Below are 14,404 nucleotides of genomic sequence, written 5' to 3'. Positions count from 1 at the left end.
GCCATCGCACATCGGAAAGGCTAGCCGGGGCGTGGCCCGCACCGTAAACTCCGGCCGATGCCGATCCAGTGGAGGGTGCCCGAGCAGACCGAGGCGCTGGCCCGCCTCGATGCGGCGCTGACCGACCCGGACCGCCGCGGCGCGGTGCTGCTGGGCCCCGACGGGGTGGGGAAATCGACGTTGGCCCGCCGCGCCGCCGAGCATCTGCGCGCCGCCCGCCCCGACACCGTCACCCGCTGGGTGACCGGCACCCCCACCGAACGCGATGTGCCGTTCGGCGCGTTCAGCCACCTCGTCGACGTGGCCGACATCGGCAAACCCGCCGCGCTGCTGCGTGCGGCGCGCACCTCGCTGGTGGGGGCCGGCCGCGAACACGATCTGCTGCTGGTGGTCGACGACGCGCACCTGCTGGACGTCTTGTCGGCGACGCTGGTCTACCAGTTGGCGCTGGCGCGGGCGGCGCGCATGGTGGTCAGCGCCCGCGCCGATCAGGCCACCCCGGTCATCGCCGCACTGTGGACCGACCATCTGCTGGAACGCATCGAGGTCGCCCCGCCGCGCCCGGCCGGGGCGGCCGCCGAGGTGGCCGAGGTCGACGCCTTTTTGGCCGGGCTGGCGGCGCCGGCGCGCGCCGTGCTCGATTACCTGGCGGTCGCCGAACCGCTGCCGGTGGCCGATCTGACGACGCTCACCGGGCCCGACGCGGTGGCCCAGGCCGAACAGTGGGGGGCGGCGGAGACCCGGGAGCGCGGCGGACGCGGACCCGACCCGGTCGTCTACACCGCCCATCCGCTCTTCGCCGAGCGGGCGTTGGCCGCACTCGGCGGTGCCGACGGCCCGGCGGCGCGGCGCCTGCGCAGCGCGGTGGTGAGTACGCTCGACGCCCGACCCGATCCCACCGTCAGCGATCGGCTGCGGCTGGCCGGCCTCGCGGTCGCCAGCGACCATCCGCCCGCACCGGAGGAGACCGGCGCCGCCGCCGCGGAGGCGCTGCGCCTCGGCGACCTGGACTTGGCGCAGCGGCTGGCCGGCGCGGCCGTCGACGCCGGCGCGGGCCTGCCGGCGCGGCTGACCCTGGCCCAGGCGCTGGGCTACCGCGGCCGGGGCCGCGCCGCCGAGGCGGTGCTCGCCGCCGTCGACCCGGCCGCCCTGACCGAGGCGGAGGTGATCGCCTGGGCGCTGCCGCGGGCGGCCAACCAGTTCTTCATGCTCAACGAGCCGGAGCGGGCCACGGCGTTTCTGCAGAGCACCCGAGGACGGCTCACCGGGGCGTCCGGCCGGATCACCCTGGACGCGTTGAGCGCCACGTTCGCGATGAACGCCGGCAACATCGAGCGGGCCGTCGCGATGGCCACCGAGGTGCTCGGGGCCCCCGACGCCGAGGACACCGCGGTGGCCTGGGCGGGCAGCGCCGCGGCGCTCTGCGCCGCCCGGCAGGGCCGGTTCGACGACGTCGCGCCGGCCGCCCGCCGTGCGCTGGCCGTCGAACATCCCGGGCTGCTGCGGTTCACCATCGGGTTGGCCGAGGTGAGCACGCTGATCCTGGCCGACGATCTCGGTGCCGCCCGCGAGGTGGCGCAGCGGTTCACCGACTTCGCCGAGTTGCAGCAGCCGGGCCGCGCGATCGGCGAGGTGCTGTTGGCGACGACGCTGCTGGCCGCCGAGGAGTTCGGCGCGGCGGCTGCACTTCTCGAGCCGGCCTCGGCGGCGCTGGAGCCGACCGGCTACTCGTGGGGCCCGCTGTCGCTGATGCTGTTGGCCACCGCCCTGGCCCGCGGCGGCGACGTCGCCGGCGCCTCCAAGGTGCTCAGTCGCGCCGAGTCGCGGCACGGCACGAAATCGGCGTTGTTCACCCCCGAACTCGGCATGGCCCGGGCGTGGCGGCGGGCTTGCATGCGCGACGAGCACGGCGCGATCGCCGCCGCGCGGGACGCGGCCCGCGCCGCCGAACGCGGCGGGCAGTCGGCGGTGGCGCTTCAGGCCTGGCGCACCGCGGCCCTGCTCGGCGACATCCACGCCCACGAGCCGTTGGCACGGCTGGGCGCCGACATCGACTGTGCGGTCGCGCGTTCCGCGCTGAGCGAGGCCCGGGCGGTGGCGGCCGGTCAGCCGCCCAGGTAGCCGCGCAGCAGCTCGGTCACCGCGCTGATCTGGGCGACCGGGACGCGCTCGTCGCGGGCGTGGGCCAGGTTCGGGTCGCCGGGACCGTAGTTGACCGCGGCCACCCCGCGAGCGGCGAAGCGGGCCACGTCGGTCCAGCCGTATTTGGCTCGCACCTGACCGGCGGCCTCCACCAGCGACCGCGCCGCCGGTTTGCTCAGCCCCGGCAGGGCGCCGGCGGCGGCGTCGGTCTGCTCGACGGTCACGTCGAGCCCGTCGAGGACCTCGTGGACGTGGGCCAGCGCCTGCTGCGGGGTGCGGTCGGGGGCGAACCGGTAGTTCAGGGTCACCGACGCGGCGTCGGGGATGACGTTGCCGGCCACCCCGCCGTCGATCCGCACCGCCGACAGGCCCTCCCGGTAGACGCAGCCGTCGATGTCGACGTGGCGTGCCGTGTAGCCGGCCAGCCGGTCGAGCACCGCGCCGAGCTTGTGAATGGCGTTGTCGCCCAGCCAGGACCGCGCCGAATGCGCCCGGGTCCCGGTGGCGCGCACCACCACCCGCAGTGTGCCCTGGCAGCCGGCCTCGATGTAGCCGTCGGTGGGTTCGCCGAGCACCGCGAGGTCGGCGTCGAGCCAGTCGGGCAGGTCCCGTTCGATGCGGCCCAGACCGTTGGCGCTGGCGTCGATCTCCTCGCAGTCGTAGAAGACCAGGGTCAGATCGTGCGTGGGGTCCACGACGGTGGCGGCCAGGTGCAAGAACACCGCCACCCCGGATTTCATGTCGGCGGTGCCGCAGCCGTGCAGCACCGCCCCGTCGCGGCGGCTGGGCAGGTTGTCCGCGGCCGGCACGGTGTCGAGGTGGCCGGCCAGCAGCACCCGGCTGGGCCGGCCCAGCTGGGTGCGGGCGAGCACCGCGTTGCCGTTGCGCACGATCTCCCACCCGTCGGTCTGGGCGCGCAGCGCTGCCTCCACCTCGTCGGCGATGCACTGCTCGTGGCGCGACTCACTGGGAATGTCGACCAGGGTGGCGGTCAGGTCGATGGGGTCGCCGCGAAGATCGAGCACACCGACAACCTTAGTGACCGGTGGCCTCTACCCGGCCGACCGGTGGAGGTCCTACGGTCGGCGTAGCGGCGCGACGAGAGGACACCTGTGGACACCAGCAGTGGTGAGGACGTGTTGGCCGAGACCACCGCGGCGCTGACCGAGACGTTCGGGGACCGGTTGGCCGCGGTGTACGCCCTGGGCAGCCTGGCCCACGGCGGGTTCAGCCCGCTGGTCAGCGACGTCGACGTGGCCGCGATCCTCACCGATCCGCTCGCCGCCACCGACGCGGCGGCGGTGCATCGGGTGGGCGCGACGATCCGGGCCCGCGGCTCGGCGCTGCACGAGCGGGTCTCGCTGTTCTGGGGCTCGCCGGCCTCGCTGCGCGACGGGTCCGCCGAGGGCCGGTTCCCGCCGTTGGACCGGCTGTGCCTGTTCGAGCACGGCCGGCTGCTCGCCGGCACCGATGTCCGCGACGGCCTGCCGCGGCCCACCCGCGCGGAGCTGATCGTCGCCGGTGCGCAGTTCGCGCTCGACGTGCTCGCCGACCAGGTGGTCGGCCACGCCGGCGACCCGGCGGCGCTGCTGGATTCCGGGGTGCGGCGCACCACCAAGGTGGTGCTCTTCCCGGTGCGGTTTCTGCTGACCGCCGACACCGGCGGGGAGGGCACCAACGACGCCGCCGTGGGCCACTACCTGGACGGCCACAGCGGGGCGGCCGCCGATCTGGTGGCCGCGGCGTTCCAGTGGCGCCACGCCGCCCCGGGCGACCAGACCGCGGCGGGGCTGCTGCGCGCCGGGTTCGTCGCGCTCTACGACGACTATCTCGGCGATCACATCGCGCGGCTGACCGAGTTGGGTGAGCCGGTCCTGGCCGAGCAGTTCCGTGGCTGGCGCGCTCGGCTGCAGGCCGCCGCCCCCGGTTAGCGGTCCCCCGGTGGGCTGGTCAGGTCGAGCTCGTCGGGCTCGTCGGGCCGGTCGCGGCGCTGCAGGATGGTGGGGCGGCGGGTGTCGACGGTCAGCTGGAAGATGTCGGCCCGGTTGTAGGTGCCGACGATGTCGTGGGCCTGTTTGGCGATGATCTCGCGCTGCAGGTCGAGTTCGGCGTGCAGGATTCCCGGCTCGGTCAGCGGCCCGGACACCCCCCGCCCGTCGGGGCCGATGACCATCGCCGCCGGGGCGGTGGCGGTCAGCGCGGTCCGCAGACGCTCGTCGTCGCCGGCGACCGCCTCCAGCGCGGCCGCATCCAGGGCGGTGGCGGCCACGACCACGAAGACCTTGCCTTCGAAGGCGTGGGCGGCCGCGCGCAGTTCGATGGTGCGCGCCAGGTCGTAGTCGTAGTCGGTGGAGCGGCCGTCGAACGGCCACGCCGGCGGATAGCTGGCGACGTGGATGCGCTCGCCCTGGGCCAGCAGGGTGAACCGGGCCAGCGTGTTGGTGTTCTCCCCGCAGATCAGCGCCCCGAGCCGCCAGCCGTCCAGCTCGACCGGGCACAGATCGTGGGCGTCGCCGTGCGACCAGCTCAGGCGCTCGTACCAGGTGGCCACCAGTTTGCGGCGGTGGTTGACCACACGCCCGCGGCGATCGAAGATCAGGTTGGTGTTCCACAGCTGGCCCAGGCTGTCGGGGTTGCGTTCGTTGATTCCCACCGACAGCACCACCCGGTGCGCGCGGGCGATCGCCCCGAGCCGCTCGGTTTCCGGCCCCGGCACCACCAGCGACGACGCCACCAGTTGTTCATGGAAACCGTGCTGGTCGATCGGCGCCAGCACACCGTTCCAGATCGGGAACCCGGCGACGAAGCTCTCCCCGAACACCACCAGTTGCGCCCCGCCGGCGGCCGCCTCGGCGACCAGGGTGTCGAGTTTGTCCAGCGTCGCCGGCAGGTCCAGGAAGACCGGGGCGGCCAGCACCGCCGCCACCCGCACCGATGGAAGCCCAGCCATGCCGCCCATTCTCCCCCAGCCGGCCGCCGGGGTGGGGCTGCGCCGGGGCCGCGGCGGACAAGTAGCCTGACCGGCGTGAGTGCAGCTTCAGGGATTGGGTTGGCGACACTGGCCGCGGACGGATCGGTTCTCGACGTCTGGTTTCCGGCACCGGAACTTCGCGAGGACGCCGACGGCGCCACCACGCGGCTGTCGGCCGCGGAGGTGCCCGCGGAGTTCGCGGCGCTGACCGGGCGCGACGAGGACCGCGGCACCGAGACGGTCGTGGTGCGCACCGGCATCGCCGACCTGGGCGCCAAGGCCGCCGACGCCTACGACGGCTACCTGCGGCTGCATCTGCTGTCCCACCGGCTGGTCGCCCCGCACGGACTCAACGCCGACGGCCTGTTCGCGGTGTTGACCAACGTGGTCTGGACCAACCACGGCCCCTGCGCGGTCGACGGGTTCGAGACGGTGCGCGCCCGGCTGCGCCGGCGCGGCCCGGTGACCGTCTACGGGGTGGACAAGTTCCCCCGCATGGTCGACTACGTGGTGCCGGCCGGGGTGCGCATCGCCGACGCCGACCGGGTGCGCCTCGGCGCGCACCTGGCGTCGGGCACCACGGTGATGCACGAGGGGTTCGTCAACTTCAACGCCGGCACGTTGGGCGCCTCGATGGTCGAGGGCCGCATCTCGGCGGGGGTGGTCGTCGGCGACGGCTCCGACATCGGTGGTGGCGCTTCGATCATGGGCACGCTGTCCGGCGGCGGCAGCGAGGTGATCTCGGTCGGCCAGCGCTGCCTGCTGGGCGCCAACGCCGGGCTGGGCATCTCCCTCGGCGACGACTGTGTCATCGAGGCCGGGCTCTACGTCACCGCCGGCACCAAGGTGACGCTGCCCGACGGCGCGACGGTCAAGGCCCGGGAGCTCTCCGGGGCGAACAACCTACTGTTCCGCCGCAACTCGGTCTCCGGGGCGGTGGAGGCGGTCTCCCGTGACGGGCAGGGCATCGCGCTCAACGAGGCCCTGCACGCCAACTGAGGGAGACCGCCAACCAGGCGGCCTGCGGATCAGCTCAGGTCGGCTTCGCTGATCTTGCTGCTGTCCTTGCCGACGGTCTTGCAGAACGCGCCGACCGACACCTGCACAGCCGAGACCTCCAGGTTGGAGCCCTCTTCGGACTTGCGGTCCTTGATCATCTTCTCCACCGCGTCGCGCTGCTTGTTGTCCTCAAGCCCGTTGTATTCCTTGCACGTGGTGTCCCCGCCCTTGTTGATCACCCCGGCGGAGCATCCCGAAAGCAGGAAAGCCAGCGCGGTGAAGGCGGTGACGATGGTCAGCCCGAGTCGTTTCATGCTGCGGATGCCCCTCTCAGTTCCACCGGACCGTCCGGTGTTCGGGAGATTTAGTTCCCCGTCGAGCGTCAGCCTAACCACAGTGCCGCCGCGCCGAGTCAGCTCTCGGTGATCAACCGGTCATCAACGCTTTTTTAACTACCTTGCCCATGGCGTTGCGGGGCAGCGCGTCGACCTTGCGCACCTCGCGGGGACGTTTGTGCGCCGAGAGTTGCTCGCCGACCAGCGCGATGAGCTCGTCGGCCCCGGCGTCGCCGACGACGAACGCCACGATCCGCTGACCGAGGTCCGCGTCGGGCAGTCCGACCACGGCGGCCTCGGCCACCCCGGGATGGCCCAGCAGGACCGTCTCGATCTCGCCGGCCCCGACCCGGAAACCCCCGGTTTTGATCAGGTCCACCGATTCTCGTCCGACGATGCGGTGCATGCCCGCGGCGTCGATGACCGCCACATCCCCGGTGCGGTACCAGCCGTCGGCGTCGAACGCCTCGGCGGTGGCCTCAGGACGGTTGAGGTAGCCGTCGAAGAGCATCGGGCCGCGCACCTGCAGCCGGCCGATGGTCTCGCCGTCGCAGGGCACCGCCGCGTCGGCCTCGTCGACCAGCCGGGTGCTGACCCCGTCCAGCGGCAGCCCCACCCAGCCGGCCCGCCGCTCCCCCGCCACGCGGGTCGACAGCGTGATCAACGATTCGGTGCTGCCGTAGCGTTCGATCGGCTGGTGACCGGTGAGCGCGGCGAGCCGGTCGAAGACCGGCACCGGCAGCGGAGCGGAGCCGCTGACCAGCAGCCGTGCCGCGCCCATCGCGCCGGCCGCGGCGGGCTCGGCGACCAGCCGTGACCACACGGTGGGCACCCCGAAAAAGAGGGTGCCGCCCGCCGCGGCGGCCTCGGCGTAGCCGGCCGGGGTGGGTGTGCCGGTGTGGACGAAACGGTTGCCGACCCGCAGCGATCCCAGCAGCCCCAGCACCAGGCCGTGCACGTGGAACAGCGGCAGCCCGTGCACCAGGACGTCATCGGGGCTCCACTGCCACGCGGCGGCGAGCGCGTCGAGGTCGGCGGCGATCGCCCGGCGGCTCACCGGGACTCCCTTGGGCGCCCCGGTGGTGCCGGAGGTGTAGATGATCAGCGCGGTCGCCTCCGGGGACGGCTCGCGGTAGCGGTGAAACGACTGCGCGTAGCGGCGCACCGGGATGTGCGGCAGGCCCGCCGGATCGTCGGGGGCGCCGCCGAGCCAGGCTTGGGCGGCGGAGTCCGCGAGGATGTGGGCGCGTTCGGCGGACCCGGCATCGGGGGGCACCGGCACCACCGGCACCCCGGCGAGCAGACCACCGGCCACCGCGAGCACCGTTGAGACGGTGGGGGTGGCCAGTACCGCGACCCGGGAGAGCCCGCCGATGCGTTCGGCGACCGCGGTGGCCGCGCCGATCGCCTGGCTGCGGCTGAGCGTGGCGCCGTCGATGCGGATGACGTCGGGCAGGTCGGGCCCGGCGGCGTCGGGATTGAGCGAGGGCAACAGCACGGACCCGAGGCTACCGGCGGCGTCGGTTATGGTGGCGAACGGCGAACGGGGTGACTATCGGCACATCTCGACAGCCGGCCCCGATGCTAAAATTTCAACGATCGCTGTCCGTTATATACGGCGGCGAGTGCAGGTGCCGCACACGCGGTCGAAGGAGGCTCCCGGGTGGACGAGGACCGCAACGGACAGCAACCGGGCCGACAGGCGCGCTGGCCGCGCAATCGCCAGCGCGATCGGGTGCTCGGCCTGGTCCGCGAATACAACGGCGCGGTCGATGTCACCACGTTGGCGCAGCGCACCGGCCTGCACGTGACCACGGTCCGGTTCCACCTCGACGGCCTGTGCAGCGCGGGCCTGGTGGCCCGCACCCGAATCAACCGCCAGGGCGTGGGCCGGCCCCGCACCGGCTATGTCGCGGTGCAGGGGCGCATGGACTATCGCAGCGTGGTGGAGGTGCTGGCGATGGAACTCGGCGAGACCGTCGCCGAGCGTCGCCAGAAGGCCCAGCGGGCCGGACGCCGATGGGCGGCGCGGATCCTGACCGAGACCCCCCACGAGACCGACGGCGACGCCGACACCGCCGATGATCTGCTGGAGTCGCAGACCGCGTTGGCCACCACGGTGTTCGAGCGCATGGGCTTCGCCCCCGACCCGGACACCTCCACGACCCCTGCCGACGCCCCGAGCCGGGGTCGCGCCGCCCGCCAGCGCACCATCCGGTTGCGCGGCTGTCCGGTGCGCGAATTGGCCCTGGAGTATCCGGAAGTCAGTTGCGGCATCCATCTGGGGCTGCTGCAGGGGTTGGCCGACGCCGACCCCAACGCGGGGCCCGAACGCGGCGCCGGGTCGCAGTTGCAGGTGGACTTGGAGCCGTTTGTGACCCCGGAACTCTGTGTCGCGAAGGTGTTCCGCGATGCCTGACGCCGCCGGTACCGGCGCGGTGGGCGGCACCGACATCACCGACCGCACCGACGTGGAGGCCCTGCTGCGTCGCTTCTACGGGCAGATCCTCGTCGACGACGTGCTCGGCGAGCCGTTCGCCCAGGTCCGTGACGTCAACGGCCTGGATTCCCACATCCCGTTGATGACCGACTTCTGGGAGACGGTGCTGTTTCACGCCGGGCTGTACCGCGGCAGCCCGCTGCCGGCGCATCTGTCGGTGCACGAGCGCACTCCGTTGGCAGGTCGGCATTTCGTGCGCTGGCTGTCCACCTGGGTGGCGACCATCGACCAGATGTACCGCGGGCCGATGGCGCATCGGGCCAAGACCGAGGCCGCACGCATCGCATGGGCGATGCATCGCAAGCTCACCGGCGGCAACGCCGCCGACCTCGACGCGCTGGTCGCCACGACCCGCAGCTGAGGGGTTATTCGCCCACCGGCACCCCGAGGTGGCTGTGCGGCGGGTGGCCGGCCCCGATGTAGGCCTCGGACCGCATCCGTTCGATCATGTGCGGGTAGTGCAGCTCGAATGCGGGGCGCTCGGAGCGGATCCGCGGCAGTTCGGTGAAGTTGTGCCGCGGCGGCGGGCAACTGGTCGCCCACTCCAGCGAACAGCCGTAGCCCCACGGGTCGTCGACGGTGACGACCTCGCCGTAGCGCCAGCTCTTGAACACGTTCCACACGAACGGCAGCATCGAGGTCGCCAGGATCAGGGCACCGATGGTGGAGACGATGTTGAGCGGCTGGTAGCCGTCGATGTCGAGGTAGTCGGCGTAGCGGCGCGGCATGCCCTCGTTGCCCAGCCAGTGCTGCACCAAGAACGTGGTGTGGAACCCGATGAACGTCAGCCAGAAGTGCAGCTTGCCCAGACGTTCGTCGAGGAGACGACCGGTCATCTTGGGGAACCAGAAGTAGATCCCGGCGAACGTGGCGAACACGATCGTGCCGAACAGCACGTAGTGGAAGTGCGCCACCAGGAAGTAGGTGTCGGTGACGTGGAAGTCGATCGGCGGGCTGGCCAGCATGACCCCGGAGAGCCCACCGGCGAGGAACGTCACGGCGAACCCGAGGGAGAACAGCATCGGGGTCTCAAATGTCAACTGGCCCTTCCACATGGTGCCGATCCAGTTGAAGAACTTGATCCCGGTCGGCACCGCGATCATGTAGCTCAGCAGCGAGAAGAACGGCAGCAGCACCGCGCCGGTGGCGAACATGTGGTGCGCCCACACCGCGGTGGACAACCCCGCGATCGCCATCGTGGCGTAGACCATCATCGTGTAGCCGAAGACCGGTTTGCGGGAGAACACCGGGAAGATCTCGGTGACGATGCCGAAGAACGGCAACGCCACGATGTAGACCTCGGGGTGGCCGAAGAACCAGAACAGATGCTGCCACAGGATGACCCCGCCGCTGCCCGGGTCGTAGATGTGCCCGCCGAGGTGACGGTCGAATGCCAGCCCGAGCAGCGCCGCGGTCAACAGCGGAAACACGATCAGCACCATGATCATCGTGATGAGGATGTTCCAGGTGAAGATCGGCAACCGGAACATCGTCATTCCGGGGGCGCGCATGCACACCACGGTGGTGATCATGTTGACCGCACCCAAGATGGTGCCCAGACCGGCCACCGCCAGCCCGGTGATCCACAGGTCCGCGCCCGCGCCCGGCGAGTGCAGCGCGTTGGACAGCGGGGTGTAGCCGGTCCACCCGAATTCGGCGGCGCCGCCGGGGGTGAGGAACCCGCTGACGGTGATCAGCGCACCGAACAGATACAGCCAGTAACTGAACGCGTTGAGCCGCGGGAACGCCACGTCGGGGGCGCCGATCTGCAGCGGCAGCACCATGTTCGCGAAACCGAACACCACCGGCGTGGCATACAGCAGCAGCATGATCGTGCCGTGCATGGTGAACAGCTGGTTGTACTGCTCGTTGGAGAGGAACTGCAGTCCGGGGGCCGCCAGCTCCAGGCGCATGAACAGCGCCATCAGCCCACCGATCAAAAAGAAGCTGAACGTGGTGACCACGTACATGATCCCGAGCAGCTTCGGGTCGGTGGTGGTGATCGCCTTGTACAGGAAGGCGCCACGTGGAGCGGTTCGCGGCGGATAGGGCCGCACCGGGACGGGTTCGGTGGTGCTGGAGCGTTCGGCAAACGTTGTCACAGCATCACCCATACCCCGTTGTGCGGTCCGCCATGCACCGCCCCACCGACACCTGGGCAGGCGGCGCGGTAGCCAGGCGGCGCGGTGCACTGCCTTATACCGCACTATAGTACGTTAAATATGGCCTTCCGGGCGATCCGCGTCGTGGCCAACGCTTTTCCAGCCTCGCACCAACATAGGGGGTACGGTGACCGGTCCACGTCGAACCAGTCCCAGCCGTGCTGCGTCAACACCGGCCATCGCCGGGATCGGCGAACGGGTCGCTGCCCGCCGCATCGACCTTCAATTGACCCAGCAATCGTTGGCCGAACTTGCCGGCGTGTCCCGCTCCAGCGTGCAGGCGGTCGAGTACGGCGCCGGGTCGGTGAAACTGGAGCTGGTGGTGGCGATCACCAGCGTGCTCGGACTCAACCTCGAGGTGTCGCCGCGCTGAACCGGCGGTATCGACCGGAAGCGGTGGGCCATCGCCTAGGGTGAGCCCACCGGCGGTTGCGCCGTGGGAGCCGGCCCGCGCCGGCACGAGATCCGAGGAGTCAGCGGTGAGGCGGGCACCTTCTGCGCGTGCAGCGGCCCTGGCGGCGACGGCGGCCGTTCTCGCGACGGCGGTCTTTCTCACCGGCTGTACCGGGCACGGCGGCCTGACCGACGCGGTCACGGTGACTCCCGTGGCCACCGCCGAGGTGCCCGACGATTCTCCCAGCGCGCTGCTGGCCGGTCTGCCCGTCAAGGGCCGTGCGCCCAAAACCGGCTATGACCGCGCGCTGTTCGGTCAGGCATGGAGCGACGACGTGACCGTCGCCGGCGGCCACAACGGCTGCGACACCCGCAACGACGTTCTGCGCCGCGATCTCACCGACACCGAACTCAAACCGGGAACCAACGGCTGCGTCGTGCTGCGCGGAATCCTCGACGACCCCTACACCGGAACCGTCATCGACTTTCAGCGTGGCCGCGGCACCTCCGCGCACGTCCAGATCGATCACGTCGTCGCCCTCTCCGACGCCTGGCAGAAAGGCGCGCAGCAGTGGGACGGCGACACCCGACGCAACTTCGCCAACGATCCGGTCAACCTGCAGGCGACCTCCGGCCCGATCAATGAACAGAAGGGCGACGGCGACGCGGCAACGTGGCTGCCGCCGAACAAGGCCTACCGGTGCACCTACGTCTCCCGGATCGTCTCGGTGAAGGCCGATTACGGACTGTGGGTGACCCAGGCCGAACACGACGCGATCGCACGGATCTTCGCCGAGGACTGCGGGCAGCCACCGGTCGTTGTGGCCCCGATCCCGGTACCGTTGGCGCCCCCGCTGCCGCCGCCGGTGGACGGCCCCGCGGTGTATTTCCCCAACTGCGCTGCGGCGCGCGCGGCCGGGGCGGCCCCACTGTACGCCGGCAGTCCCGGATACCGACCTGAACTCGACGGCGACCGCGACGGCATCGCCTGCGAATGAGGATTAACCGTCAACCGCGGTGCCACAACGCTTTTCCCCGCAGCGCCCTTCTCAGCTGTGGGAGCTGACCTTATCGGCGATCGCGTCGATGACGTTGCGCACCACCATGTCACCGCCGTCCCGTTGGCACACCCACACCCGGATCACGACATTGTCACGCGAGGACAGCGCTTCCTGACACATGGCGTTGGCCGCGCCCTCCGGGACGCGGGTCGTGGACACGATGCCGTCGGCGTCGCTGACCGGACCGACCTTCCACATGAGGTCCTCGGAGTTCGTCTCCTGGGAGGCCCGGGCGTTGATGGTCCGGTTGGCGCACTTCTTCCAGACCTCGGCGCTGCGGTCGACGTAGTTCGTGGCGTCCTCGGCGCGGGTGAACGACACCACCGCCTGACCGACATCCCACCGCACGTCTTTGGGGTTGTCCTGCAACGCCCGCGAACGGATCGCGGTGTACCCGCTGCCGGCGTAGTCGGCCTGCGCGTTGACCATCACCACACTGTCGCAGTCCTTGTCGACGATCGTGTCCGACCACATGCTGTCCTGGTCTTTGACCACCGTCAGCGATGGGGCCCCGACTGCGTGGCTCAACTCCTCGGGACTCAACAGCACATCGGCGAGCGCCGACACCGGGACCACGCCGGTCGATTTGGCAGAACTCGGGGTGCTCGAGGCACTGGTCGCGCTGGTGTTCACCGCGGGGCTGCTCGAGGTGGGCGCGGTCGAACTCTTCGCTGTGGAATCGGAGTGAGACGCCTGGCGGATCAGCACGAGGACACCGACCAGTACCGCAACCGCCAACAGCGCTGCGGCCACGGCCAACGCCGCCGTCCGCCCCCGACCGGGCCGCTGTGGCGCCGGCGGTGTCCTCAGCGTGCTGGGGGTGCTCGGCGAGAGCCCCGGTGGGGGCCCACCGAAGAACTGCGGCCCCTGCGGTTGCATCGTCGGAGCGGCGTGCTGCGGCTGCCACTGCATCGGCGCGGGGTGGGCGACAGGGTGGGCGCCGGGGCCGACCTGCGCCGGCGTGCGCAGCGCCGCGTCGGCGGCCGCCGCCAACTCCGCGCCGCTGGCGTAGCGCTGGTCGGGCTCTTTGGCCAACGCCTTGGTCAGCACCGGGTCCAGTGCCGGCGGCAGCCACGGCGCGACCTCGGAGATCCGCGGCGGCGGTGTCTGCAGGTGCGCCATGATGACCGACGCCTGCGATCCGGTGCCCTCGAACGGCGAGCGCCCACTGAGCAACCGAAACAGTGTGCACCCCAACGAATACAGGTCGGCGCGCCCGTCGACCTGGCCACCGGAGATCACCTCCGGCGCGGCATAGGACACCGTGGCCATCACCCCGGCGGTACCGGTCAGGCCGACGTCGTCGAGTGCGCGGGCGATCCCGAAATCACCGAGCAGCGCACGTTCCTCGTCGCCGTCCCCACCGGTGAGCAGGATGTTCGCCGGCTTCACGTCGCGGTGGATCACCCCGCGTCGACGCGCGTAGTCCAGCGCCCTGCCGACCTCGCCGACGATGCGCACCGCACGTTGCGGGGACATCTGTCTGGCCCGCAGGGCCTGATCGGCGTTGACGCCGTCGACGAACTGCATGGCGATCCACAGCTGACCGTCCGGGGTGGTTCCGCGCCGGTAGATCGACACGATGTTGGGGTGGTCGAGCTGGGAGGCGACGTCGGCCTCGCGGATGAACCGGGCCCGGAAGTTGGGGTCGTTGGACAGCCCGGCGGAGAGCACCTTCAATGCGTCCCGGCGGGGCAGTTCGGGGTTGGCCACCAGATAGACAGCACCCATCCCGCCGACACCGAGTACCCGCTCGACCCGGTAGCCCGCGATGACGGCGCCGACGCCCAGCACCTGCTACCCCCTCGCCTTTCGTCGCTGCACACCGTGAACATACCGGT

Annotated in this window: 13 protein-coding genes; 7 read left to right on the top strand and 6 right to left on the bottom strand. The window is 71.2% G+C overall.

The genetic code is table 11. The annotated features are described in order from the left end of the window. Positions 1 to 57: 57 nt before the first annotated feature. Positions 58 to 2,121: an AAA family ATPase gene (locus B8W67_RS13545; RefSeq protein WP_069392124.1), complete on the top strand. Its 2,064-nt coding sequence runs from the start codon at positions 58 to 60 to the stop codon at positions 2,119 to 2,121. On the opposite strand, the gene dapE is transcribed toward B8W67_RS13545, so the two are convergent. Next, entirely contained in the window at positions 2,106 to 3,167 is a 1,062-nt protein-coding gene (gene dapE, locus B8W67_RS13540; protein WP_069392125.1) for a succinyl-diaminopimelate desuccinylase, read from the bottom strand. The two genes, B8W67_RS13545 and dapE, sit on opposite strands and share 16 nt — an antisense overlap. 87 nt (positions 3,168 to 3,254) lie before the next feature. On the opposite strand from dapE, the gene B8W67_RS13535 reads away from it, so the two are divergent. Continuing rightward, the gene (locus B8W67_RS13535) at positions 3,255 to 4,073 is read left to right on the top strand and encodes a nucleotidyltransferase family protein (RefSeq protein WP_069392126.1); all 819 of its coding nucleotides are present in this window, start codon (positions 3,255 to 3,257) and stop codon (positions 4,071 to 4,073) included. Here B8W67_RS13535 and B8W67_RS13530 read toward each other — a convergent pair. After that, the gene (locus B8W67_RS13530) at positions 4,070 to 5,092 is read right to left on the bottom strand and encodes a carbon-nitrogen hydrolase family protein (protein WP_084228765.1); all 1,023 of its coding nucleotides are present in this window, start codon (positions 5,090 to 5,092) and stop codon (positions 4,070 to 4,072) included. The genes B8W67_RS13535 and B8W67_RS13530 overlap by 4 nt on opposite strands. 75 nt (positions 5,093 to 5,167) lie before the next feature. On the opposite strand from B8W67_RS13530, the gene dapD reads away from it, so the two are divergent. Continuing rightward, entirely contained in the window at positions 5,168 to 6,112 is a 945-nt protein-coding gene (gene dapD, locus B8W67_RS13525; RefSeq protein WP_069392128.1) for a 2,3,4,5-tetrahydropyridine-2,6-dicarboxylate N-succinyltransferase, read from the top strand. A gap of 29 nt (positions 6,113 to 6,141) precedes the next feature. Here the strand turns inward: dapD and B8W67_RS13520 are convergent, their stop codons facing one another. Continuing rightward, positions 6,142 to 6,426, bottom strand: coding sequence for a hypothetical protein (locus B8W67_RS13520; protein WP_069392129.1), 285 nt, complete (start codon positions 6,424 to 6,426; stop codon positions 6,142 to 6,144). Positions 6,427 to 6,538: 112 nt separating this feature from the next. Beyond that, a complete protein-coding gene (locus B8W67_RS13515) occupies positions 6,539 to 7,945 on the bottom strand; it encodes an acyl-CoA synthetase (protein ID WP_069392130.1) in 1,407 nt (468 codons plus the stop codon). Between the two features lie 165 nt (positions 7,946 to 8,110). On the opposite strand from B8W67_RS13515, the gene B8W67_RS13510 reads away from it, so the two are divergent. Both B8W67_RS13510 and B8W67_RS13505 read left to right on the top strand, forming a co-directional pair. After that, positions 8,111 to 8,866 (top strand): helix-turn-helix transcriptional regulator, encoded by a 756-nt coding sequence (locus B8W67_RS13510; RefSeq protein ID WP_069392131.1) that lies wholly within the window; start codon positions 8,111 to 8,113, stop codon positions 8,864 to 8,866. After that, complete coding sequence (locus B8W67_RS13505; protein ID WP_069392132.1) at positions 8,859 to 9,308, top strand: group III truncated hemoglobin; 450 nt, start codon at positions 8,859 to 8,861, stop codon at positions 9,306 to 9,308. The genes B8W67_RS13510 and B8W67_RS13505 overlap by 8 nt, the downstream gene beginning before the upstream one ends. 4 nt (positions 9,309 to 9,312) lie before the next feature. On the opposite strand, the gene ctaD is transcribed toward B8W67_RS13505, so the two are convergent. After that, positions 9,313 to 11,061: an aa3-type cytochrome oxidase subunit I gene (gene ctaD, locus B8W67_RS13500; protein ID WP_069392133.1), complete on the bottom strand. Its 1,749-nt coding sequence runs from the start codon at positions 11,059 to 11,061 to the stop codon at positions 9,313 to 9,315. Positions 11,062 to 11,236: 175 nt separating this feature from the next. Here ctaD and B8W67_RS13495 point away from each other — a divergent pair, with 175 nt between their 5' ends. Together B8W67_RS13495 and B8W67_RS13490 are read left to right on the top strand one after the other, a co-directional pair. Further along, positions 11,237 to 11,482 carry a helix-turn-helix domain-containing protein gene (locus B8W67_RS13495; RefSeq protein ID WP_069392134.1) on the top strand — a complete coding sequence of 82 codons (246 nt, stop codon included), beginning with the start codon at positions 11,237 to 11,239 and terminating at the stop codon, positions 11,480 to 11,482. A gap of 106 nt (positions 11,483 to 11,588) precedes the next feature. After that, the gene (locus tag B8W67_RS13490; RefSeq protein ID WP_084228755.1) at positions 11,589 to 12,500 is read left to right on the top strand and encodes a GmrSD restriction endonuclease domain-containing protein; all 912 of its coding nucleotides are present in this window, start codon (positions 11,589 to 11,591) and stop codon (positions 12,498 to 12,500) included. Positions 12,501 to 12,551: 51 nt separating this feature from the next. Here B8W67_RS13490 and B8W67_RS13485 read toward each other — a convergent pair whose 3' ends face one another. Next, entirely contained in the window at positions 12,552 to 14,357 is a 1,806-nt protein-coding gene (locus B8W67_RS13485; RefSeq protein ID WP_069392136.1) for a serine/threonine-protein kinase PknH/PknJ, read from the bottom strand. Positions 14,358 to 14,404 lie beyond the last annotated feature (47 nt).

This window comes from Mycolicibacillus koreensis (assembly GCF_002104795.1).
GTDB lineage: Bacteria > Actinomycetota > Actinomycetes > Mycobacteriales > Mycobacteriaceae > Mycobacterium > Mycobacterium koreense.
Note: the sequence above shows the minus strand (reverse complement) of the source record. Positions and strands in the feature narration are given on the sequence as shown.

What these genes read in the sequence shown, in the direction of transcription:
- B8W67_RS13505 (WP_069392132.1), top strand. Translation starts at nt 8,859, where the DNA reads ATGCCTGACGCCGCCGGTACCGGCGCGGTGGGCGGCACCGACATCACC.
- B8W67_RS13530 (WP_084228765.1), bottom strand. Translation starts at nt 5,092, where the DNA reads ATGGCTGGGCTTCCATCGGTGCGGGTGGCGGCGGTGCTGGCCGCCCCG.
- B8W67_RS13520 (WP_069392129.1), bottom strand. Translation starts at nt 6,426, where the DNA reads ATGAAACGACTCGGGCTGACCATCGTCACCGCCTTCACCGCGCTGGCT.
- B8W67_RS13545 (WP_069392124.1), top strand. Translation starts at nt 58, where the DNA reads ATGCCGATCCAGTGGAGGGTGCCCGAGCAGACCGAGGCGCTGGCCCGC.
- ctaD (WP_069392133.1), bottom strand. Translation starts at nt 11,061, where the DNA reads ATGGGTGATGCTGTGACAACGTTTGCCGAACGCTCCAGCACCACCGAA.